We start from the raw sequence: 21,592 nt of genomic DNA, 5'->3' as shown, positions 1-21,592 counted from the left end.
AGATCGGGTGGTAACATGAGTATTTCCAAACAGCAGGCTGTGCAATGGTGCACGCTTATCATATCTGAATGGCTACATTCAGGATTGCAGCTCTTGAGATGAGCGGGGGAGATATGAGTGCAGAAAAGGAAACAGTAAAGTCCGTTTATTTCAAGGGGTTCCACGGTTATGTAATCGAAGGAGATGAGAAGTACTTGTATGAGGCTTATGGAGAAAGCCGAAAAATATTGGAAGAAGGAATCACCGAGTTGACAATGATTGGACTGCACCACGAAGTATTAGCACAAATTTTTGAAAGTGAGCATATCTCTCCTTCTGAAGAGATATTTGAGAAATCTGCAGATTATTGCAAGGAGTGGATGGCTCCCTTTGAAGTGAAGCTTCAAAGTTATCGGGCATTGGTCGACGAGCTCAATCAAAAAAATGAACAGCTTGAGAAGGAGATTGAAAGTCGGAAAGAGATTCAAAGAGAACTATCCGACAGCAAGGCCTATTTTCAGTCCCTTATTGAGAATGCGCAGGATATTATAACAGTGGTTGATTACAAGGGAGTCATACAGTTTGCCAGTCCCTCCACGGAACATATCCTTGGATATCCGCACCAGAAGCTTATTGGGAAGAATGCGTTCCAGTTTATCCATCATGAGGATGTCAACAAAGTAAAACATGTTTTCTATGATATCAGAAGCAACGGTGAGATGGCCCGGACGGTTGTTTTCCGTTTTCGCCATAACAATGGGGAATGGAGGTATCTCGAAAGTATTGCCAAGAATATCCCAAGCAGCCGTGAAGGATCGATTATTGTCATTAATTCGCGGGATATCACAAACCGCAGGAAACGGATGCAGAATTTAAAAGAACACCGTGCCAAACTGACCGAAGCCCAGCAGATAGCCAAGGTTGGAAGTTGGGAGTGGAGTTTGCATGAAGAAAATCGATCGCATATGGAATGGTCGGATGAAATGTACAGGATTTACGGAATGGTACCGGGAAAAGATAAATGCTCCTATGATATATTTGTCAATCATATCTATCCCAGTGATCGCAGGCGTGTAAAAGCTGTTTTGGATGCGGCCCTGAGGAATAAGAGTACTTTTTCTATTGAACACAGAATCGTTCGCTCTGATAATGAAGTGCGGACGTTACTGGGCAGGGGACAGGTGCTGACCGATGAAAATGAAAAGATAACTAAAATGATAGGAACTGTGCAGGATATAACGGAACAGAAGGAGAAAGAAGTAAGACTACGCCAATACAGTGAACAGCTCCGCAAGTTGTCCGAACGTGCTGAACGAACGCGGGAGGAAGAGCGTATAAGAATTGCAAGGACTATCCATGACGAATTGGGACAGATGCTGACCGTACTGAAAATGGATGTCTCCATGATGAGCGGGAAAGTGACAAAAAAATTGCCGGAAGACCTTACCGATTATTATGAAGAGCAATCAGAAAAAATATCTGAACGAATAGATACGATTATAAAATCTGTGCAGCGCATTACCACGGAATTGAGGCCGGAGGTATTGGACGACCTGGGACTTATTGAGGCCCTGCAATGGCAGGGACGGGAATTTGCAAAAAGGACGGGATTGGATATTCAGTTCAAGACAAATATCAATAAGACTGATTTCCTGAGAGAAGACATAGCCACAACGCTGTACCGAATATTTCAGGAAGCCATGCACAACGTTATACGACATGCAGATGCCACATCAGTCAAGATTGAACTGCAGAAAATTCAGGACAATTTGCTTTTAATGGTTGATGACGACGGGGTGGGTATCAACAGGGACCAAATGGAGGCCCGTTCAGCCTATGGAATCATAGGCATGCGTGAAAGAGCGCGGTTCCTGGGAGGCGATGTCTACATAGAAGGCAAAGAAAATGAAGGAACACGTGTGACGGTTCGGATTCCAATGGAAAAAGAATAACTAATGAATTATAGAGGAAATCATGATTACAATATTTATAGCCGATGACCATCCGCTGGTAAGGGAAGGGCTGAAGAAAGTAGTGCAGCAGAATGCTACCGATATCAAGGTCATTGGGGAAGCCTCCGACGGAAGCGAACTTATGGAAAAGCTGAAGGAAACAGAACCCGACCTGTTGATTCTGGATATCGCCATGCCCGGTAAAAGCGGACTGGATGTACTGAAAGAGGTGAAGGAGTCGTATCCCGACCTCCCGGTCCTCATTTTGAGTATCCATCCGGAAGACCGCTTTGCTGTTCGTGCCCTTAAAGCGGGTGCCCACGGCTATTTAAATAAGAGGAGCATCTCGGAGCAGCTCATTAATGCCATCCAGAGAATTGTCATTCAGCAAAAGAAATACATAAGTCAGGATGTAGCTGAACAGCTGGCCAGTCATGTTGACCTGAGTGGAGACAAGCCCCTCCATGAGACGCTCTCCGACCGTGAATATCAGATTATGTGCATGATTGCATCTGGTAAGGAGGTGAACGAGATAGCTGAAGAACTCTCGCTCAGTGTGCAGACGGTCCATACCTACCGATCCCGGATCAAAGATAAAATGGGACTAAAATCCAATGTAGAATTTACCCGGTATGCTCTTGAACAAAATCTCATCGACTGAAGAAGGGCATGCTGGGTATGCCTGTGACACTATGATTTCGGAAGGAAGGATACCAGTGAGCATTTCTTCCTGTTAGGATATCGGCATTTCGTGCTGGTATTCCGGATTGCTAAAACAAACCGGAAGGTTTTACTTTTGATTCTTCAGCCGTCCCCTTAAAATTGGCCGTTAGTCCAGACTCAGTGAGAAAGGAAGATGCCTTAGCTCAATCGTATTTCCGCGGGAAAGAATGGCTCCCTGGAGAATTGCATTTTTAAGCTGCAGGAGGTTGCCCGGCCAGTCGTAGTTAAAACATGCCAGCAGTGCATGGGCCGACATGCTCAGATTCTTATAGTCGATGTAGTTGGTTCTGATCTCATCAAGGAAATAGTCGATGATAAGGGGGATGTCCTCTTTGTGTTCTCGAAGCGGCGGGAGCATAATAACGACAGGATTTAATTCATCCAGCAGTTTTTCCCAAACATCCTGATGAAGTATTTCGTGATAAAATTCCTGGTTCAGGGAGAGGATTAGGCGAGGTTTGCCCTTGTCATCATCCCGGTGGCGAAATAACTGTTTGCATCCCTTGTGGTATGAGATAATAACATCGAGCATAAAAGCAGGGGAAAGCTCTGAGAACTGATCCAGATAAAGCGTACCATCTATGGTTTTTTCGAGGAGGTCGTATTTAAGCGAGAGGTGGTTGTCCTCAAATTGCAACCGTCCCCAGAAAGCATTTTTATATTCCTCCTCATCGATATTCAGACAGTAAAATGTATGAAAAGGTCCTTCAGCCCGATGACTGTTTTCATGTATTATTTTGGCAAGCCTTTTTTTTCCGGAGCCTATTTCACCAACCAATATGACATTTGAATCTAATTTGGCCAATCGCAGAATTTTGTAGAAAATATCCTGCATCAGGATACTCTTCGATGATTTTTCTATATCATGCAGGAGGTTTTTTTTGAAAAAGGGTTTTGTCGTTAGCATTGTGTTAAATGGATTTGATTGTTACCGCGCTCGGATATTCTGTTGCGTCGGTTTGATTCAGAATATATCGAATCTAAGAGCCGACAGAACATGAAATTCTACAGTTTCGATTAATGAGGGAAGATTTTCACAAGCTCAGTGAGCACTTTGAAGAATTTAACAGCAAGGTTTCTGTTCAGTGACCATCTTTTTATTCTATACGTCACAACAAATATGCCAATTCAGCATACAGGCAATAAAGGAGTTGAAATTTCCGCAATCTCTACGCTGTACCCGAGCATTGGTACAGGCCGTGCAGAAGAGCGGCTGTCCGTTGCGGCGGTCTTGTGAAATTTATTCACAAGATTTTTTCCATCAATGTGTAATATAGATGCAAGATGTTAGGTTGGATGTGGGAAGGGAATAACGGTGCAGATACTCGAGCTATTCCGGCTATGCTATTTTAAGTCTGCAGCAGCCAAACTGAACGTAAAAAATTGTTCCTGTAACCGGGCAAAAGGACGATATGCTCAAACGAGAAGCGTAGAAAGTTACCATATAGCTTGTGATACATGCCACAGGGCCTTCTGTCATCTTTGGTTCAGTTAACCATCGGTTTACCCAGAAAAGATGTAGATATTTTTCACGATGTAAAAAAACACGTGCAATTAATCCGCACCATTAAAGAGATAAGACTCTGTTTAGCGGAGCTGCTGGGCATAAAGTGGCAAATGGCACCCTTGGCACGGAAGTTGTTCTTATTATTGACGGTGGCACTGGTCATGAATAGCAGTGGCGACTGGCACTTACGATTTTGTAAGATGGCAACTACCGTACTTTAACAGAATGGGGGAGTTTAATGAAATTCAAAGATGCAAAAGAAAGTATTTTACTTGTCGGAACGGGAGAGAGACCGATCAATGGAAATTATAATTCAGCCGGCGGTGAAATCCAGTGTTGTGAAGCCTTGATGGAAGAGGGCAAACGTCCCATACTCATGACAAGTGTTGGCACGGAGCAGGTGATAAGTACCATTCTCAATGTGACGAGTTATTCCTCCTCCTTTTCGCAGGCTGCTGTAGATGCCATCCTTAATAAAGAGAACATTGATGCTGTCTTTGCCCCCTTTATAGACTCAAAAGGATGGGAAATGGTTCAAAAACTGGAGGAGTGCGGTTATTGGAAGCAAAATAATGTTCGACTGATCAATGCCAATCTGCCCACCGGTTACGAATACAAGCGATTTCAGAAACTTCGAATAGCTATATCCAAAGCCAATTTACAACAGCCGGGCTGTGCTGATATTCTTTCGGTGGATGAGGTCCCGGAAATACTAAAAAGTATGGGTGGCCTTCCGGTCACACTGCATACCGGAAGAAATGAGCGAACAACCGTTGCCAAGCTTAAGGACTTTAATAAAAAGGTAAAACGACATTTTGAAGGAGACTGTTCTGAAAAACTATATGCAGAAGAATGCCCGGTGGATGGCAAGGAGGTGAGTATTGGCATTCTAAAAGATCAGGGGGGCACAGCGAGAGTCATATGGACCTCGGAAAATGTCATGCCGGTTTTTGCCTCAAGCGAGCGGCTTTCAATCAGTCCTGTCCAGACGCTCAATACCGATGACCGTAGGTTTTTATACAAGGCAGCGCTTAAGCTTGTGAAAGAACTTGAAGATTTTGCCGGTTTCTGTCGCGTAAAATTTATTCTCGATTCCAGCAAGGGAAATATTTTGGTCTCGGACGTTTCATTTAATATCAACCGGTCTGCCCTGGTTTCTCTCAGTGCCGGAATCCCCTTGTATAAAGTGCTTACCAAGCTGGCGATGGGGAGCAGGCTTCGGGAATTGGGCTTAGAGAGGGGGTTCGAGCATAAGAACACCGATCGGGTCCTGCTGTCTGTTCCCGGAAATAAAAACGGGACAGGAGATCTTTGTTCATCTGCAGGAGAGCAGCCAAAGGAGGAAAAGATATATATAGGCCATAATTTCTGCGAGGTTTTGCAGAAAGCCTGGCGCGAAGGTGATGCCAGGTATGGCGATGGAAACACGATAATCACAGGTCGGGAATCTATAAACCAGTGCCTGCAGCATCCGTACTGGGATGAATTGTTTCATCTGTACCAGGCACTGAGTATTGGGGTTTCAGTCGAAGACCTCCAACGAGCCACACATATAGATTCTTGGTTTTTGGTCCATATAAAGTTAATTGTGGATCTTGAATGGCAGTTACAGCAGGAATCTGTTACGACGGTGGCAAAATTACAGTGGAAAAATTTAAGAAGCTGTGGTTTTTCAGATAGTCGGATAACCAGTATCCTCTCGTTGAAATATCCTGGAATCACAGAAAAAGATATTTCAGAGCAGCGGGAGGAGTATCAAGTAGATCTGCCTTTGATTTCGGCCACTTTTCCCCAACCTGCGAGGGGGAAGGATCCCGATAAAACAATTATGGTGCTGGCCTCCGAACACGCAGGGCCCCAGGGGGTGTCATCCCTCATCCCTACCTTGCTGTTAATTAACGAGGCGCGGCGGTTGGGGTACTCCATCATACTGGTTACGGATAATACGGAATCTTCTTCGCTGTGGATGTCTTTCGTCGATCGTATCTATCTGGAGCCGCTGAAGTGGGGAGTGATCCATGAAATTTATAAAAGGGAAGATCCATCGGGCATTTTCATAGATGTTGATTGTTCAGATCAGCAAAAATTGAATGAGCACTTCACTGCAATCAAGGCTCCGGTGGTACAGGTCCCTGAGCTGACTTTTCCACGAAATGATGGAAATGGCAAGAACCATCAATAATCTGATGGGTTGATCTACCATAAATTACAGAGAGAGCGTGACGAATACATTATGATCGTCATCTGTTTATAAGCGACTGGTTTATGAAGGGCAGTGGCGATGCATGATGGTAATGGTACATTTGTTGCAGGTTAATAAAGAAGATAATTGAGATGAAGGGGAGTAGTTAAAATGAGAGTTTTTCTCAAAAAAAGGTAGAATGGTGAGCAAAAGGTCCACTGATACAGCAGAATCAGGTAGCCCCCGGTACAAAGCGAAGACAGGGCCGGGGCCTGTTTTTCCTATTTCATTATTGGATAACATACCAGGATTTCCAGGGTGCTTTAAATGATTATCCTTTCAGTAATACAATATGGTTTGGCTGGTTTGATCATACTATTGCTCAGTTATCAGCTGATACGCAATGTCTATGAACTGAGGATGAGAAAGAAAAATTCTTTACAGGCCGACCGGAATCGATATTTTGCCATAGTGCTGTCAGCAACACAGGATGAACAGGTTCTATCAAAGTCGTTGTACAGTCTTTTTGGCCTGGTCTATCCAAAGAATCTGTATGATGTGATCCTGCTGGGCGATCGTTTTTCAGAAGAGGCCGCCCGGGTTGCCCGCGAAATGGGAGCCATTGTATACAACGGGGATACTATGACAAATAGGAGCCAGGAATACACCTTGTCCGGGATTATTGAGCAAATTCTGAATGGCTCCAATGCGTATGACGCTGTACTGGTTATCGAATCCGAAAGTCTGATTTCAGGCAATTACCTGGACGTCATAAATTACTACCTGGATCATGGAAGCAAAGTCATTCAGAGCAGCAGCCTGATGCTGCCGCAATCCAGCGTGAGAGAACACGACAGCCGGCAGATGAATTTTTTCACAAGAAATTTGTTTCACCCGGTGGGACGGAAAGGGCTGAAGTACAGCATGGACCTGAGAGGGAATAATTTTTGCTTCTCCACTGATACACTCCACGAGAATTTGGAGTTGATTCATTCCCTGGAAAAAGACACGGACTATGGGCTCAGGCTGCAACTCAATGGTATAGATGTAGACTTCGCACCGGAGGCGGTTGTCTGGAAACAGCTTCCAGGAAGCAATGGAGAGTCCAGAAAACGTCTTTTATGGAGCAATAGTAAGCAGATTTCTCTCGTGCGACGCTATTTGCCTGAATTTTGCAAGGCGGCGCTTAGCCGAAGATCACCGACCTATTTCAAGAAGGTTTTGGATATGCTGACGCCTTCTGTCATGACGATGCTGGTTTTTACTGCTTTGATGATTGCCGCTAATATAGCAGGATGGATATTTGCGGGGGGGACGTTGACTTTTGTGTGGTTGTGGCTGTTCGTGGGTCTCTTGGGGACGACCAACCTGGCAATGGGCTTGTATACCATCAACACCTACTTCCAGGCGTACAAATCGATTGTTTAATTAGGAAAGTCGAGCCTAAATTGATCTGTACTCATCAGAAGGGGGCCTCTTCATCGGAACCGGGACTGTGTCCCATGGGAGGTGTTCCGGTTCCACTCTTTGAATCACTGGGTCCCTCTTCAAATGGACCGGAATCGGCCGTTGTCAGGTTTTCAAATCGGGCATAATCTTTAACAAAGTAGAGAGGCACACTGCCGACGGGGCCATTTCGCTGTTTGCCTATAATAACTTCGGCCAACCCTGTGGTCGACTGTCCTTCCGGGGTGGTTTTTATGCCATAATACTCCGGACGATAGAGAAAACAGACGACATCCGCGTCCTGCTCAATAGAGCCGGATTCACGAAGGTCACTGAGTTGTGGCCGCTTGTCGCCGCCCCGCTGTTCCACGGCCCGGCTTAACTGAGACAGGGCCACGACCGGCACATTCAGTTCTTTCGCCAGGGCCTTGAGACCTCGTGATATTGAAGCAATTTCCTGTTCGCGCGTGCCAAAGTCTTTCCCGGAAGCAGTCATGAGCTGCAGGTAGTCGATGATGATCAGCCCAATATCATGTTCACTTTTAAGTCGCCGGCACTTTGTACGCAGTTCCATGAGGCTGAGCCCGGGGGTATCATCCACAAAAATGTTAGCCGTAAACAATCGTCCGGCCGCATCAATCAGTCGCTTAAATTCTTCATCATTCAAACGGCCGGAACGCGCAGATTGTGCGTTAATGCGTCCCTCCATGGTAAGCAGGCGCTGCACCAGGGACTGGTTGGACATCTCAAGGCTGAAAATGGCAACCTTGGTCTGCATTTTTGGATCCTGGTGGAGAGCCGCGTTGCGGGCTGTTGTCAACACATAAGCTGTTTTACCCATGGAGGGGCGGGCAGCTATGATAATAAGATCACCATCCTGCCACCCGGCTGTTTTATTATCGACATCCGTGCCCGTGGGGACGCCGGTGATACCGGCTGATTTTCCGCGAATGTCTTCGAGGTGCGAGAGGGTATCTTTGAGCACATCACCGATGGGTTGAGCCTGGGCACGCTGCTTGGAGTTGGCAAGATCGAAAATCCGCTGCTCGGCCTTATCCAGCACATCATAGGGATCGGAAGAACTGTCATAGGCTTCTTTGATGATATCGGTGCAGCCGAGAATGAGATTTCGTTTGGTTGCTTTTTCAGCAATAATCTGGGCATGATAGTCAACATTGGCGGCTGAGCTGACCGATCTCGTAAGTTCAGAAAGATAACCGGCTCCTCCACAGGTATCCAGTAAACCCTTGTCGCGTAGTTCATTTTCGACCGTTAGCAGGTCGAGGGGATTGTCTCGTTCATATAGATCGTGGAGAACCTCAAAGATGTGCTGGTGTGCGGGTTTATAAAAATCATTGCCTGAAAGCATTTGCAGAGCAACCGTAGCGGCCTCATGCTCGATCAGCATTGATCCCAAAACAGCTTCTTCCACTTCAACAGCCTGCGGTGGGACCCTTCCTTCCTTACCAAGCATTTGCTGTGACGTATTGTTCTTAAAATTGGATCCTGGTGACGCCATTTAAACAAGAAAATCTGATTAGCAAAAAGGATGAGTAGTACTTTTCATGGCCCAAACTTTAGAACGATTATGGGATCATAAAGTATAACAAATGCACGGCTTTAAACGAAGTAAAAATCCCGACGCAAATAGAAAAAATTAAGGCTTACCGCCGAGTTCATCATAGCGTTTGCGGAGCCGCTGAACATCCTTCCAGGTGGGGCGCTTCCACTTGGAGTGGCGAAGCAGAGCTGCAGGGTGATAGGTTGCCAGCAGCTCATATTTATCACGGAAAGGGTGAAATTTTCCCCTCATTTTTGAAAGCGACAGGTTTTTATCGAGCAGCGTCTGGGCTGAAACTTTGCCAAGCGATAAAATAAGCTTGGGATTTACCAAATCGATCTGGCGCAGTAAAAAAGGCAGGCTGCGCTCCCGCTCCTCCGGCTTGGGGTTTCGATTTTTCGGTGGCCGATGTTTCAGAATATTGGCAATATAGACTTCGTCTCGTTTAAAGTTGATCGCTGCAAGAATTTTATCAAGCAGTTGTCCCGCTCTGCCCACAAAAGGTTCGCCCTGCTTATCTTCCTCGGCGCCAGGCGCTTCGCCAATGAGCATAAGGTCAGCCTTGGGATTGCCGACCCCAAAAACGAGCTGAGTTCCCTGTAAGTCGGTACGAAGTACATCGGCCTTTCGACAGAGTGCCTCCAGCTCTTCAAGGGTATTACATTGGTTGATTTGGTCATAGATATTGTCTGCTGCTTTGCCGGCGGAGTCTTTATCCGGCGGATCGGATGATTTTGCTTCGGGAGTGCGAACAGGGGAGGAGGATGAGGAATCATCAGTGACAGAAGCCTCCTCTTCAGCTGCAGCATTAGTTTCATTTACCATGAAATCGCCGTAGAGGCTGCGTTCCTGGCTGATAAAATGGATGATGTCATCAATGAGTTTCCGGGGAGATTGTTCAGAATTATCCATCGGGATCGTTAAGCTGTAAGTTCTGCGATAACCTGCTGCTCTTCCTTGGCTTCGGGAGTTAATTCCCCAATCAGGTACCCTTCTCTGGTACGTGCCCCGAGCTGGACAGGGAGAATTTTATTTTCATAATGAGGGTTGTAGGGGATGCCTACGCGAACGTAATTATCGGTCCATCCAAGCATGGCGCCATTATGGTCGGCCCCCTCAAAAAGGACCGGGCGGACACTCCCAGCAAAGGAGGTATCAAAGGCGAACCGCTTTTTCTTGGACAGCCGGCGAAGCTTGTGCGTACGCGCTTTGCGAATACTGTCCTGAATGCTGGGCTGGATCGTAAGAGCGTGTGTGTTTGGTCGCTCGGAATAGGTAAAAACGTGGAGATAAGAGACCGGAAGAGCGTCAATAAAATCATAGGATTCCCGGAAAAGCTCTTCCGTTTCCCCCGGATGTCCCGTAATGACGTCAACACCGATTGCAGCATCAGGCATCAGCTTTTTTATCAGTTCTACCCGCTCACGATATAGTCCGGATTGGTACCGGCGTCTCATAAGACCCAGCATCTGGTCACTTCCGCTTTGCAGGGGCATATGAAAATGGGGCTGGATCTTTTTAGATTCGGCTGTATAGTGAATGAGTTCCTCATGCATAAGGTTTGGTTCAACCGACGAAAACCGGATACGTTCCAGACCATCCACCTCATCCAGTTCCTGGAGCAGCATAAAGAAATCCTCATCCCGCCCCCGGCCGAAATCACCGGCATTAACGCCGGTGACAACGATTTCTTTGAATCCTTCCTCCACCAGGAGCTCCGCATTCTCTACCACAGATGCTATACCGGGACTGCGGCTCTCCCCCCTGGCCATGGGTATTGTACAAAACGAGCAGCTGTAGCTGCACCCGTCCTGGACCTTCAGAAAGGCCCGGGTACGATCGTCGGCCGAAAAAGCGTTGTGAAAGTCAACGGCTTCGTTGACATCGGCGTTGTAGACCATGGGTTCTGACCGCTTGCTGAAATCGTCGAAAAGTTCAAGGAGATTAAACTTGTTCTGTGCACCAAGAACGGCATCCACACCGTCAATTTCAGCAATTTCGCCGGGTTCAAGCTGAGCATAACAACCGATGACAGCCACAAAGGCTTCAGGATTTCTGCGCAGGGCTCTTCGAACGGTTTTGCGGCAGGTGCTGTTGGCGCTCTGCGTTACCGAGCAGGTATTGATAATATAGATATCAGCCTGTGTGTCGAAATCTGTAACGCGGTAGTCGGCCTGTTCAAAGTCACGCTGAATGGCCATGGTCTCCGAGTAGTTCAGCTTGCAGCCAAGGGTTTTAAAAGCAACTTTCTTCATCAATTGGTTTGTTAGCTTAGATTCGCTGGGAATCCCTTTTGAGCATTGATCATTAATGCAATCTAAAATACAAAACAGTTGTAAAAATATCGACGTATATCGGCAGGGGTGGGCCACAGGGGAAGGCCGGCTTCAGGATCCGGTTATTATTTTTTCCGTGCGGGGACGAGCAAGCAGCAGTGAAGAGACGTAACATTTTTGCCCATCCCCGGGAACGGTATATAATAATTACTCTCCAATCATTGCCCGGATCAGCTGGTAGAGCGGAAGAGTGGCACTGCACCTATTGAAAAGGGACGTGATGGAGTTGGCATAATTGTTGTGACCATAGGATGTACTACATATTGTCAACATGGTTTTTGACATCCATACATCTATCATATGAAAGAGGATAAAATATATATAGCTGGTCACGGGGGACTGGTAGGATCGACGGTGCTTGATGTTTTTCAGAGAAGGGGCTATTCCAATATTATAACGCGAACAAGCAGCGAACTGGATCTTCGAAATCAGCAGGAGGTGGTATCATTCATAACAGCAGAGCAGCCTCAGGCCATTATTCTGGCTGCAGCCCGCGTGGGTGGCATTCTGGCCAACGATCAATACCCATACCAGTTTCTGTACGATAACCTGGCAATACAGAATAATGTAATCAATGCGGCCCATGAGAATGATGTTGAGCAATTGGTGTTTTTAGGCAGCTCATGCATCTATCCCAGGAATGCTTCCCAGCCTCTCAAGGAAGAATATTTGTTAACTGGTGCGCTTGAACCAACCAACCAATGGTATGCTGTGGCCAAGATTGCCGGGCTAAAGCTGTGTGAAGCTTTAGGCAAACAGTATGGTCGAAACTATTTCACCCTGATGCCCACAAACTTATACGGGCCCAGAGATAATTTTGACCTTGAAACCTCGCATGTGGTTCCAGCCATGATTCGAAAGTTTCACGAGGCCAGTGAGAACGGGCATCAACCGGTCAGGCTTTGGGGCACCGGCCGCCCGCGGAGAGAGTTTTTGTTCGTACAGGATTTGGCAGAGGCTGTCTTGTTTGCCTATGAAAACCGGCTAGGGGATAGCATGTACAATATCGGGACGGGCGAGGACCTGTCCATAAAGAAGCTGGCCAAAATTGTTCAACAGATTACCGGGCACCAGGGCGATATAGTATGGGATAAAAGCAAACCAGATGGCACACCCCGTAAACTACTGGATGTTTCAAAGATCCATTCGGAAGGCTGGCACCATAGAACAGATCTTAAGACCGGGCTTGAACGAACCTATCGCTGGTTTATTAACCACAGAAATGCATTGAAGGAAGTAACGATATAGCATAGAGCAGGCTGCCAGTGCTTTGTAAATTCAAACATAGATAAATTAGAGGTTATTTTGAAAGAGAAGAAAGTGGCATTAATTACAGGTGTAACGGGACAAGATGGCTCTTACCTGGCTGAATTCCTGCTGCACAAGGGCTATGAAGTTCATGGTATCAAGCGGCGATCCAGTTCCTTTAATACCGGCAGGATTGATCACATATATCAGGATCCGCACACCCGGGGGTTACCTTTTCATTTACACTACGGTGATTTAACCGACTCCACCAATCTGATACGAATAATACAGGATGTACAGCCGGACGAAATCTATAATTTGGGGGCCCAAAGTCATGTGCAGGTATCATTTGATGCCCCTGAATATACCGCAAACAGCGATGCCCTGGGGGTTCTTCGGCTGCTTGAAGCCATTCGAATATTGGATTTAACACAGAAGACCAAATTTTACCAGGCCTCGACGAGCGAGCTTTTTGGAAAAGTCCAGGAAGTCCCACAAAGTGAGAAAACGCCTTTCTATCCCCGCTCTCCCTATGCGGCATCAAAACTATATGCCTATTGGATTGTTGTAAACTACCGAGAAGCCTACGACATGTATGCCGTGAACGGAATTTTGTTCAACCACGAATCACCTGTACGCGGGGAGACATTTGTTACACGGAAAATCACTCGGGCAGCTGTGCGCATAGCGGCCGGGGTACAGGATAAAACATACCTGGGTAACCTTGAAGCCCAGCGAGACTGGGGCCATGCCAAAGATTATATCGAGGGGATGTATCTGATGCTGCAGCAGGAGGATCCCGAGGACTATGTACTCGCCACGGGTGAGACGCACAGCGTGCGTGAATTTTGTGAACGAGCGTTCCGCCATGCGGGAATCAGGCTCGAATGGATCGGTGAGGGCATTGATGAGAAGGGGATCAATGCCGATACCGGGGATACCGTTATTGAGATCGATCCCCGTTACTTTCGCCCCACCGAGGTGGATCTGTTGATCGGGGATGCTACCAAGGCCCACGAGCAGCTCGGGTGGTATCCCAAATATACATTTGATGAGTTGGTCGCCGAGATGATCGAGGAAGATCAGGATAAAATAAATTTGGTCATAGACAACAATGAAGATTTTGCCAAGATTTCAAAATATATCCAATGATACCAAGGTATCGGGGAAAGAGGGGGCTGCCGGGATAAAGGACAAGCTTATCCACCGGATACAAAACAGAAGCGCCCGGGTAGGCATCATCGGGCTGGGATATGTGGGACTGCCCCTCCTGTGGACTTTTCATGAGGCCGGATTTCCAGTGGTTGGTTTCGATGTGGACCCGGACAAGATTGAGAAGCTTGCCAGCGGACGTCCCTATATCAAGCATCTCGGGTTTACGATGATGGAGAAACTGGCGGCTTCTGGTCGATGCAGGGCAACACAGGATTTTTCCGGTCTTGCTCAAGCTGATGCTGTCATCATGTGTGTACCAACGCCGCTGAATACCTATCGGGAACCGGATATGCAGTATGTTGAGCAAACAGCACATACGGTAGCTGAACATCTTCGGAAAGGTCAGCTCATCATTCTGGAGTCAACATCCTATCCGGGTACCACCGATGAATTGATCGTCCCCATCCTTGAAGAGGTCTCGGGACTTAAAACGGGAGAAGATTTTTTTGTTGCCTACAGTCCGGAGCGGGAAGATCCTGGAAATGCTACATTCAACACCTCAAAAATTCCCAAGGTGGTCGGTGCCAATGAACCAGAAGCCCTGGCAGCTGCCCGGGCCCTGTATGATACCATCGTGGTGGAAACCGTACCTGTTTCTAATAACAGAACGGCTGAGGCTGTTAAGCTCACTGAAAATATTTTCCGATCGGTTAATATCGCATTGGTTAATGAACTGAAAGTTGTTTTTCAGGAGATGGGCATTGATGTTCATGAAGTTCTTGATGCAGCAGATACCAAGCCCTTTGGTTTTATGAAATTTACGCCTGGACCCGGCCTGGGAGGGCACTGTATCCCGATTGATCCTTTCTATCTGACGTGGAAAGCCCGGGAATATGATCAGCATACTCGATTTATTGAACTGGCGGGCGAAATTAACACCAGCATGCCGCGCTATGTTATTGACAGGACAATCATGGCATTGAATGCTCATGAGAAAGCCTTGAACGACAGCCGCATTTTAATTGTAGGTTTAGCTTATAAACCCGATGTAGACGATCTGAGGGAATCACCCACTTTTAAACTTATGGATTTGCTCAAGGGATATGGGGCAAACGTATCCTATTACGACCACTATATTCCTGAAATATGGGAGACGAGAGAGCATGGCCAATGGGCGGGTTTACAGACGGTGTCATGGAACAGGGATACCATTTCCTCTTTTGATGCTGTTATTATCGCTACAAACCATTCCGACATTAATTACCAGGAGCTTGCAGACTGGAACGATATTATTATTGATACAAGAAATGCTATGAAGCAGGTGAAGGCAAGGGGAAAAAATCAAATTTGGAAAGCATAAACAAGAGATAAAATAAACTGAGGAGAGATGATTATGAAAGTTCTTGTAACGGGTACAGATGGATATATAGGGTCAGTTCTGGGACCATATTTACTGAGCAGGGGTCACGAGGTGACGGGGCTTGATACTGGATTTTACCGGGGGGGATGGCTTTTTAACAACGGCGAGATGGTATACCCATCCTATATTCATAAAGATTTGAGGAACATCGTCCCGAAGGATCTCGAAGGTTTTGATGCGGTGGTTCACCTGGCGGAACTTTCCAATGACCCACTTGGAAAGCTGAATCCTGAAATTACCTTTAAGATAAATCACATGGGAAGTGTGCAGCTGGCCAAGCTTTGCAAGGATATGGGGATCCAAAAATTTATATATGCCTCCTCATGCAGCGTCTATGGAGAGGGGAACGACAGCTATAAGACAGAAGCGTCAGAGGTCAACCCACAGACGGCCTATGCCGAATGTAAGACGAGAGTAGAACGAGACGTCAGCAAGTTGGCGGACGATGATTTTTCACCCACGTTCATGAGGAACGCCACAGCCTATGGACCTTCACCCAGAATGCGTTTCGATATCGTATTGAACAATTTATCAGGTCTGGCATGGACGACGGGCGTCATTGAAATGACCAGTGATGGCATGCCGTGGCGCCCGCTTGTGCATATCAAAGACATCAGCAAGGCTTTTGGATGCGTGCTGGAGGCCCCGAGGGAAGCGGTGCACAACCAGGTCTTCAATGTGGGGGATACAAGAGAAAACTTCAGAGTCAGGGAAATTGCTGAAATCGTCGGCGAAGCTTTTCCGGGCTGTAAAACGACCTTCGGATCAAACGGGGGAGATAACAGAAGTTACCGTGTATCCTTTGATAAAATTAATAGTGAACTTCCCGGCTTTTCCTGTGCGTATACCGCGGAGGATGGAGCGAAGGAGCTTTACGAGATTTTTAACAAGATTGATATGGAGCCGGAGATATTTGAAGCCAGACCCTATACCCGGCTTAAACAGCTGAAATACCTGTTGCAAACCAATCAGGTGACAAGTGAACTGTATTGGGTGTAGTGAGGTTGTGAACTCGGAAATCGGGTGAGGACTTCACAGGACCGACCGGTCGGTGTATGGAGGGGAGGAGAAAGGAGATCCCACCCTGGGCCTGCTCCATTAGAAATGCACGCCCCCTCGTTCTATAGAAAATGAATGAGGGCGGTTATCGCTTGTCGATTGGATCTTTGTCCATCCGGGGAGATATAGGCTATCTATCATCTTATTGTTTCATGGTTGTTCAGACCTGGGAGTGTGACTGCCATGGTCATCCTATCCATCACGTCCATTGTTCTTTTACGGCAGTGCCCTTAAGCCTTCCGGGAAGCGCTTAGATGACAGCTCAGTTATATAACTTGGCTTCTTTCTTGGATGGATGGAGTCGTGAGTTTATAATGGCATCATGCAGCAGGTGATGTATATATTTCAGGGAGATATATACGGCGGCCAGCATAATGAGCGTCTCTGCTATGGTGCCGCCGGTAAACATTCTCAGGCCAAGATCAAAGGTGAAAGGGTTGCGAAACTGTGTATACATAGTCCAGATCGGCAGGGTAAGAATGACAAGATGCATGATACCGAATTCATGGGAGAGAGACTGTAACTTTTGGGCTCCTTTTTTTAGTGGTTCCATGCGATAGAGGACACCCCAGTTAACAAAAAAGGCGTAGGCTATGACGTTGGGGGTAAATGAGATTTCCATTGTCAGCTGAACGCCGAAATGAAACAGGCAGGCCGTTGCACATACCAGTCTGAAATACCGCTGAGAAAATACGCAGAAAATAAAAGCACATTCCAGCAGCAGCGTACTGTAATCCAGGAATTTAAACAGGTAAAAGTTGTTGAACGACAGCAGGTAGGAAGCGAAAACGGTTTCATGTTCAAGAACGTAATAACTTTTAATCATGTGACCCGCCAGCGCCGAAGTGGAGGGATCCAGCCATCCAGTTGTAATTTTAGCCAGTGCGGCCGTCATCATTGCCCCCCCCAATGATGAGCGCAAAGACGGGAATGGGCCAGGCATAGGGTTGGTTTTTTTTACCTGTGGAAAATCCTTGCCTCCAGTACATAAGCGCCAGTACAAGGGGTACAAGGATTAAAAATATGTCGTGGTTGATCTTGCCAAAGGAGTAGGCCCAGGCATTTCCTATAAAGAGGAGCATAGCTACGGCCAGAGAGGAATACACTGTTTTATAGCCGATAAGCAGGGCCAAGACCAGCAATAAAATCAAACCATAAAAAAAGGCCATACCCGGAAAGCCGCTGAAGAAGAAGGTTATTCCTATTCTAGGCAGGAAGAAAGTATCCGGATAGTGTGGTATCCACAAAAAACGAGGTAATACTGCGACAAAAATATATAGTACATAAATAACTCGGTAGACGAGAAGATTCTTACGCAGGGCCTCTGTATTTGGAGAAGGCCAATTGGAAAACCAGGATGTAATTGTATTGCGCATACTATAGCTGAATCGTTGTTGTTCCTGCAACTTCCCTGTTGCTTTGGGATAAACTTCCGGGATCATATTGCTCCCTGTACCATATAAAAGAAACGTTTTCGGGCTGTCTATGAGGAGCTATAGCCTTGACCTGTGTGCGAAGCCAGTCGGCTGTTTGGGAATGCTGCTGTATATCATACGTGCTTCGGCCCCGGCTTATGAAAAACCCGGGAAAGACAGGGCGGAGGAATTCCAGCTTTTTAAAGGGTTGTTTGCCTGTTGATTTTTCAGTTGGTTTGAAGTTTCCCAGCAATGCCCAGTGAAAACTCGGCGGAGCATTGAACAGAAATGCGCGCGGAGTAAGTACCATAGTATCTTCTGGTCCAAAGGTGACTATAATCTCCACATTTATTGTCTCATAAAATCCATTTTCATTCATGGTGTTTCCACGGAAGGGAGGCATTTTCAGGGCCGGATAGGGTTCGGCTATATAACGGGGAATCAGCACTTCCTGAAGAATGAAAAGTGCAATAATGGATGTTATGAGCAGATTAATTTTGGATCCTGGCAGGTTCATGGCATCATGGTTGCAGAAAAAAAGCGGAGCCGAAAATACCACTCGCAAAGCGGTAGTAGAGCGCTGTCTTTCATATGTTTTTTATTCCTCCCGTTGTACTCCGTGGTTTATGAAGTTGAGCGCCTTTTGTTTCATGAAATTATTTTCTGCTAATGAACTTGAATATCGCCAACGATTGTAAGCCAAGGTGTTATATTAGCAGCAGGCACCTTCAATTATGTTATGTGGAGGCATTGCATTTTTTAATAATGCAATAGTTGTACCATAATTTTATTTGTTTCGCTGTGGGAGGGTTATGCTTTTAAATTTAGGTCTTACCGGTATGAGGGCAAAAGTGACGGGGTGCGATAATGCTCAAAAAAGGAGGGACCTTGAATACTGGGATTCCACTTTTTAAGCGGGTGCGTTATAATCACAATGCACTACTGCTAACTGGAGAAAGAGCGGTTGAGTAATTTTTTCATCATCTGCGGCAAATATTTACTCAGTATGCCCGGGGCCAATGCCTTTCACCTTTTCTAATGTTGGCCATTTTATTACTACTTGTGCGTTTTCGATTATCTACCCGGAGTATGAGTCTCAGGATCCTTGATTTGTGGTAGAAGGGGGGGATTGGCACAACTATTGTACATATTATAACGTACGGTAGCCGGCTTTGAGTACAGAGCAGGAAGGGGATATTACTGTCAAGATCAAATGTCACAATAACAGTCATTTAATAATAAGTAAGAGAGATGAAAAATTCGGGGAATATGAATAATATAAGATGTCGCAATTGCGGGAATGAATTAACGTATACGTTTGCTGATTTGGGGAGTTCACCTCTTTGCAATGAAATTATCAAGCCTGGGGAACTAAACAGGGGCCAGCGGTCATATCCATTACATACCTATGTTTGTGAAGAATGTTACTTGGTGCAAGTGGGAACACAGGTAAGTCCGGAAGAAATCTATTCCGATTACAGCTACTTTTCATCCTACTCGGACTCCTGGCTCAACCATGCGAAACGATATGTTGAAATGGTAACGGGTCATTATGGGATAAGTCATGAGAGTTTTGTCGTTGAGATTGCAAGTAACGACGGCTACCTTCTTCAGTATTTCAAAGAGAAAGGGATCCCCATCCTCGGGGTTGAACCGTCCAGTACGGTGGCTCAGGCCTCCATAGAAAAAGGAATTCCCACCGAAGAGGTCTTTTTTGGCCGGCAGACGGCGGAAATGCTCAAAGGAAAGTACCAGTCAGCAGACCTGGTGCTGGGAAACAATGTGTTGGCTCATGTGCCTGAAATACATGACTTTATAAGGGGACTGAATGTTATCTTAGGCGAAAGGGGAATGATGACGTTTGAATTTCCCCACTTACTGCAGCTTGTCGAAAATAACCAGTTCGACACCATTTACCATGAGCACTTTTTCTACTATTCACTGCATGCTGTGCAGTCCATTTTCAAGAATCATGGCTTTAAAATCTTTGATGTCCAGGAGCTGTCAACCCACGGGGGATCAATCAGAATCTTCGTAAGCCGGGAGGCCAACGACAATTATGATGTGAGCACCAACGTAAAAGACATTCTGTTCCGGGAAGAAAAGAAGGGGTACCTGGATGTCGATTTCTATACCACTTTTGATGAAAAAGTTAAGCAGACGAAGAGAGAGCTCCTGAGCCTGCTTATAGACCTGAAGAATCAGGGTAAAAGCATTGTCGGTTATGGAGCACCGGGTAAGGGAAATACGCTGCTGAATTACTGCGGAATAGGCACCGACTTTATTGATTATACCGTGGATCGCAGTCCTCACAAGCAGAATCACTATCTGCCGGGCTCCCTGATACCTGTATTTCATCCGGACGAGATCAGGAATACCCGGCCGGATTATGTTCTTATTCTGCCCTGGAATTTGAAAGAGGAGATAATGAATCAAATTCAATACGTACAGGAATGGGGCGGTAAATTCATTATCCCCATACCCGAGCCGACGATTCTGACTCCCCGCAAGGCGGTAGCGCAGAAGATATAGCCACACAGGGGCAGCCGGACTTCTAAACTCAAAGTTGGATCAACGCCGGGCTGCAGATGGAAGTGCAGGGGTTTAAGGGGATATACTTCACGATCACAGCAGGGACTTACTTTTAAAAGACAGATGAAGAATGAAGAAATAAAAATGGTCGGGCTTATTCCCGCCGCCGGCAATGCATCGAGAATATCACCGGTTCCCTGCAGCAAGGAGATCTTTCCAATTGGTTTCGAAGAGGGGGGACAATCACCCACTATTAAGGCAGCGGCATCACATCTGCTTGAGAGCTTCTCGGAGGCGGGGATCAACCAGGTATATATGGTTACGCGAAAGGGAAAGTGGGATATTCCACAGTATCTCGGGGTTGGGACTACCCCGGACTATACACTGGCCTATATTTTCACCGAACCCACAGCGGGTACTCATCAGACTATCGATCTGGCCTACCGGTTTGTCCGTAACCAAATGGTTTTACTGGGCTTTCCGGATATTTTGTTTAAACCGAAAAATGCTTTTCCCGCCCTGCTTGAGAAACAAAAGAAGACGGGGGCTGATGTTGTTCTGGGGTTGTTTGAGGCTGCCAACCCTCAGAAGGCGGATATGGTTGATATAGATGAACAGGGAAGGGTCAAAGAAATCGTCATCAAACCTGAGCAGACGAATCTAACGTATACCTGGATTATTGCTGTCTGGACCCCGTCTTTTTCAGAGTACCTTCATCATTTCGTGTCTGCTCAAAAGACGCAGGAAGGGCTAATGCTGCAGGGCGAAGGTAGCCGGGAGATTTTTATCGGAGATGTTATACACCAGGCCCTGAGAGATGGGCTCAAGGTAGATACGGTGTTGTTTCCAGACGGATATTTTCTAGATATTGGTACTATTCCTGATTTAAAGAGAGTATGGAATGATGAGTTCCAGCAGCGTTCCGAATTAACTGGCAGAGAGGAGCTGAAGAATTGATTATATGCCAGCATTCCGATGTCCGCTGGTATGGCTGACAGCTTCGTGGCTGGAATATTAAGTTGCAGCCTGTGATCTCCCGCTTCCTCCCTATACGATGCATCTGCATGAGCAGAAAGG

The 21,592-nt window shown here is 46.4% G+C and carries 18 protein-coding genes; 11 read left to right on the top strand and 7 right to left on the bottom strand.

The features are described 5' to 3' along the window. The first annotated feature begins 68 nt into the window (after window positions 1–68). Together FN808_RS02985 and FN808_RS02980 are read left to right on the top strand one after the other, a co-directional pair. Window positions 69–1,931 (top strand): PAS domain-containing protein, encoded by a 1,863-nt coding sequence (locus FN808_RS02985; RefSeq protein WP_142713070.1) that lies wholly within the window; start codon window positions 69–71, stop codon window positions 1,929–1,931. Between the two features lie 22 nt (window positions 1,932–1,953). After that, window positions 1,954–2,592: a response regulator gene (locus FN808_RS02980; RefSeq protein WP_142713069.1), complete on the top strand. Its 639-nt coding sequence runs from the start codon at window positions 1,954–1,956 to the stop codon at window positions 2,590–2,592. 168 nt (window positions 2,593–2,760) lie between these two features. On the opposite strand, the gene FN808_RS02975 is transcribed toward FN808_RS02980, so the two are convergent. Continuing rightward, window positions 2,761–3,561 (bottom strand): AAA-type ATPase lid domain-containing protein, encoded by an 801-nt coding sequence (locus tag FN808_RS02975; protein WP_142713067.1) that lies wholly within the window; start codon window positions 3,559–3,561, stop codon window positions 2,761–2,763. A gap of 838 nt (window positions 3,562–4,399) precedes the next feature. On the opposite strand from FN808_RS02975, the gene FN808_RS02970 reads away from it, so the two are divergent. Both FN808_RS02970 and FN808_RS02965 read left to right on the top strand, forming a co-directional pair. Then, window positions 4,400–6,343, top strand: coding sequence for an ATP-binding protein (locus tag FN808_RS02970; RefSeq protein ID WP_142713066.1), 1,944 nt, complete (start codon window positions 4,400–4,402; stop codon window positions 6,341–6,343). Between the two features lie 420 nt (window positions 6,344–6,763). Then, window positions 6,764–7,771: a glycosyltransferase family 2 protein gene (locus FN808_RS02965; protein ID WP_185958225.1), complete on the top strand. Its 1,008-nt coding sequence runs from the start codon at window positions 6,764–6,766 to the stop codon at window positions 7,769–7,771. A gap of 34 nt (window positions 7,772–7,805) precedes the next feature. Here FN808_RS02965 and dnaB read toward each other — a convergent pair whose 3' ends face one another. The 3 genes from dnaB to mtaB all read right to left on the bottom strand — a co-directional run bounded on the left by dnaB (window position 7,806) and on the right by mtaB (window position 11,605). Then, entirely contained in the window at window positions 7,806–9,263 is a 1,458-nt protein-coding gene (dnaB, locus tag FN808_RS02960) for a replicative DNA helicase (RefSeq protein WP_246068269.1), read from the bottom strand. Window positions 9,264–9,446: 183 nt separating this feature from the next. Further along, complete coding sequence (locus tag FN808_RS02955) at window positions 9,447–10,262, bottom strand: uracil-DNA glycosylase (RefSeq protein WP_142713062.1); 816 nt, start codon at window positions 10,260–10,262, stop codon at window positions 9,447–9,449. Window positions 10,263–10,270: 8 nt separating this feature from the next. Continuing rightward, window positions 10,271–11,605: a tRNA (N(6)-L-threonylcarbamoyladenosine(37)-C(2))-methylthiotransferase MtaB gene (gene mtaB, locus FN808_RS02950; RefSeq protein WP_142713061.1), complete on the bottom strand. Its 1,335-nt coding sequence runs from the start codon at window positions 11,603–11,605 to the stop codon at window positions 10,271–10,273. A 55-nt stretch (window positions 11,606–11,660) separates the two neighbouring features. On the opposite strand from mtaB, the gene FN808_RS18825 reads away from it, so the two are divergent. The 5 genes from FN808_RS18825 to FN808_RS02930 all read left to right on the top strand — a co-directional run bounded on the left by FN808_RS18825 (window position 11,661) and on the right by FN808_RS02930 (window position 16,508). Then, window positions 11,661–11,798, top strand: a complete 138-nt coding sequence (locus FN808_RS18825) for a hypothetical protein (RefSeq protein WP_185958224.1) — start codon at window positions 11,661–11,663, stop codon at window positions 11,796–11,798. 188 nt (window positions 11,799–11,986) lie between these two features. Continuing rightward, the gene (locus FN808_RS02945) at window positions 11,987–12,934 is read left to right on the top strand and encodes a GDP-L-fucose synthase family protein (protein WP_142713060.1); all 948 of its coding nucleotides are present in this window, start codon (window positions 11,987–11,989) and stop codon (window positions 12,932–12,934) included. Between the two features lie 54 nt (window positions 12,935–12,988). Then, window positions 12,989–14,086: a GDP-mannose 4,6-dehydratase gene (gene gmd / locus FN808_RS02940; protein ID WP_142713059.1), complete on the top strand. Its 1,098-nt coding sequence runs from the start codon at window positions 12,989–12,991 to the stop codon at window positions 14,084–14,086. Next, window positions 14,049–15,449 (top strand): nucleotide sugar dehydrogenase, encoded by a 1,401-nt coding sequence (locus FN808_RS02935; RefSeq protein ID WP_142713058.1) that lies wholly within the window; start codon window positions 14,049–14,051, stop codon window positions 15,447–15,449. Before gmd ends, FN808_RS02935 begins: the two co-directional genes overlap by 38 nt. A gap of 33 nt (window positions 15,450–15,482) precedes the next feature. Next, entirely contained in the window at window positions 15,483–16,508 is a 1,026-nt protein-coding gene (locus FN808_RS02930) for an NAD-dependent epimerase/dehydratase family protein (RefSeq protein ID WP_142713057.1), read from the top strand. Window positions 16,509–16,830: 322 nt separating this feature from the next. On the opposite strand, the gene FN808_RS02925 is transcribed toward FN808_RS02930, so the two are convergent. Genes FN808_RS02925 through FN808_RS02915 form a run of 3 tightly spaced genes read right to left on the bottom strand, consistent with a single transcriptional unit; the run spans window position 16,831 to window position 18,500 of the window. Further along, window positions 16,831–17,466: a hypothetical protein gene (locus tag FN808_RS02925; protein ID WP_185958223.1), complete on the bottom strand. Its 636-nt coding sequence runs from the start codon at window positions 17,464–17,466 to the stop codon at window positions 16,831–16,833. Further along, on the bottom strand, window positions 17,444–17,974 hold the full coding sequence (locus FN808_RS02920; protein ID WP_142713055.1) for a hypothetical protein: 531 nt from the start codon (window positions 17,972–17,974) through the stop codon (window positions 17,444–17,446). Before FN808_RS02920 ends, FN808_RS02925 begins: the two co-directional genes overlap by 23 nt. Then, window positions 17,946–18,500 carry a hypothetical protein gene (locus FN808_RS02915; RefSeq protein WP_142713054.1) on the bottom strand — a complete coding sequence of 185 codons (555 nt, stop codon included), beginning with the start codon at window positions 18,498–18,500 and terminating at the stop codon, window positions 17,946–17,948. Before FN808_RS02915 ends, FN808_RS02920 begins: the two co-directional genes overlap by 29 nt. 734 nt (window positions 18,501–19,234) lie before the next feature. Here FN808_RS02915 and FN808_RS02910 point away from each other — a divergent pair. Together FN808_RS02910 and FN808_RS02905 are read left to right on the top strand one after the other, a co-directional pair. Next, window positions 19,235–20,515, top strand: a complete 1,281-nt coding sequence (locus tag FN808_RS02910; RefSeq protein WP_350354182.1) for a class I SAM-dependent methyltransferase — start codon at window positions 19,235–19,237, stop codon at window positions 20,513–20,515. 123 nt (window positions 20,516–20,638) lie between these two features. Continuing rightward, complete coding sequence (locus FN808_RS02905; RefSeq protein WP_221929885.1) at window positions 20,639–21,472, top strand: nucleotidyltransferase family protein; 834 nt, start codon at window positions 20,639–20,641, stop codon at window positions 21,470–21,472. Window positions 21,473–21,592 lie beyond the last annotated feature (120 nt).

Origin of the sequence: Fodinibius sediminis (assembly GCF_900182555.1) — a bacterium.
GTDB lineage: Bacteria > Bacteroidota > Rhodothermia > Balneolales > Balneolaceae > Fodinibius > Fodinibius sediminis.
The sequence above is the reverse complement of the archived record's forward strand: the minus strand, read 5'-3'. Positions and strand labels throughout refer to the sequence as shown.

Bases quoted from the DNA above. Each gene is read 5' to 3' on its own strand.
- FN808_RS02955 (WP_142713062.1), bottom strand. From the start codon at position 10,262: ATGGATAATTCTGAACAATCTCCCCGGAAACTCATTGATGACATCATC.
- FN808_RS02905 (WP_221929885.1), top strand. From the start codon at position 20,639: ATGAAGAATGAAGAAATAAAAATGGTCGGGCTTATTCCCGCCGCCGGC.
- FN808_RS02910 (WP_350354182.1), top strand. From the start codon at position 19,235: ATGAAAAATTCGGGGAATATGAATAATATAAGATGTCGCAATTGCGGG.
- FN808_RS02965 (WP_185958225.1), top strand. From the start codon at position 6,764: ATGAGAAAGAAAAATTCTTTACAGGCCGACCGGAATCGATATTTTGCC.
- FN808_RS18825 (WP_185958224.1), top strand. From the start codon at position 11,661: ATGCAATCTAAAATACAAAACAGTTGTAAAAATATCGACGTATATCGG.
- FN808_RS02915 (WP_142713054.1), bottom strand. From the start codon at position 18,500: ATGAACCTGCCAGGATCCAAAATTAATCTGCTCATAACATCCATTATT.
- FN808_RS02930 (WP_142713057.1), top strand. From the start codon at position 15,483: ATGAAAGTTCTTGTAACGGGTACAGATGGATATATAGGGTCAGTTCTG.
- FN808_RS02980 (WP_142713069.1), top strand. From the start codon at position 1,954: ATGATTACAATATTTATAGCCGATGACCATCCGCTGGTAAGGGAAGGG.
- FN808_RS02935 (WP_142713058.1), top strand. From the start codon at position 14,049: ATGAAGATTTTGCCAAGATTTCAAAATATATCCAATGATACCAAGGTA.
- FN808_RS02945 (WP_142713060.1), top strand. From the start codon at position 11,987: ATGAAAGAGGATAAAATATATATAGCTGGTCACGGGGGACTGGTAGGA.
- FN808_RS02970 (WP_142713066.1), top strand. From the start codon at position 4,400: ATGAAATTCAAAGATGCAAAAGAAAGTATTTTACTTGTCGGAACGGGA.
- mtaB (WP_142713061.1), bottom strand. From the start codon at position 11,605: ATGAAGAAAGTTGCTTTTAAAACCCTTGGCTGCAAGCTGAACTACTCG.
- FN808_RS02975 (WP_142713067.1), bottom strand. From the start codon at position 3,561: ATGCTAACGACAAAACCCTTTTTCAAAAAAAACCTCCTGCATGATATA.
- FN808_RS02925 (WP_185958223.1), bottom strand. From the start codon at position 17,466: ATGATGACGGCCGCACTGGCTAAAATTACAACTGGATGGCTGGATCCC.
- FN808_RS02985 (WP_142713070.1), top strand. From the start codon at position 69: ATGGCTACATTCAGGATTGCAGCTCTTGAGATGAGCGGGGGAGATATG.
- dnaB (WP_246068269.1), bottom strand. From the start codon at position 9,263: ATGCTTGGTAAGGAAGGAAGGGTCCCACCGCAGGCTGTTGAAGTGGAA.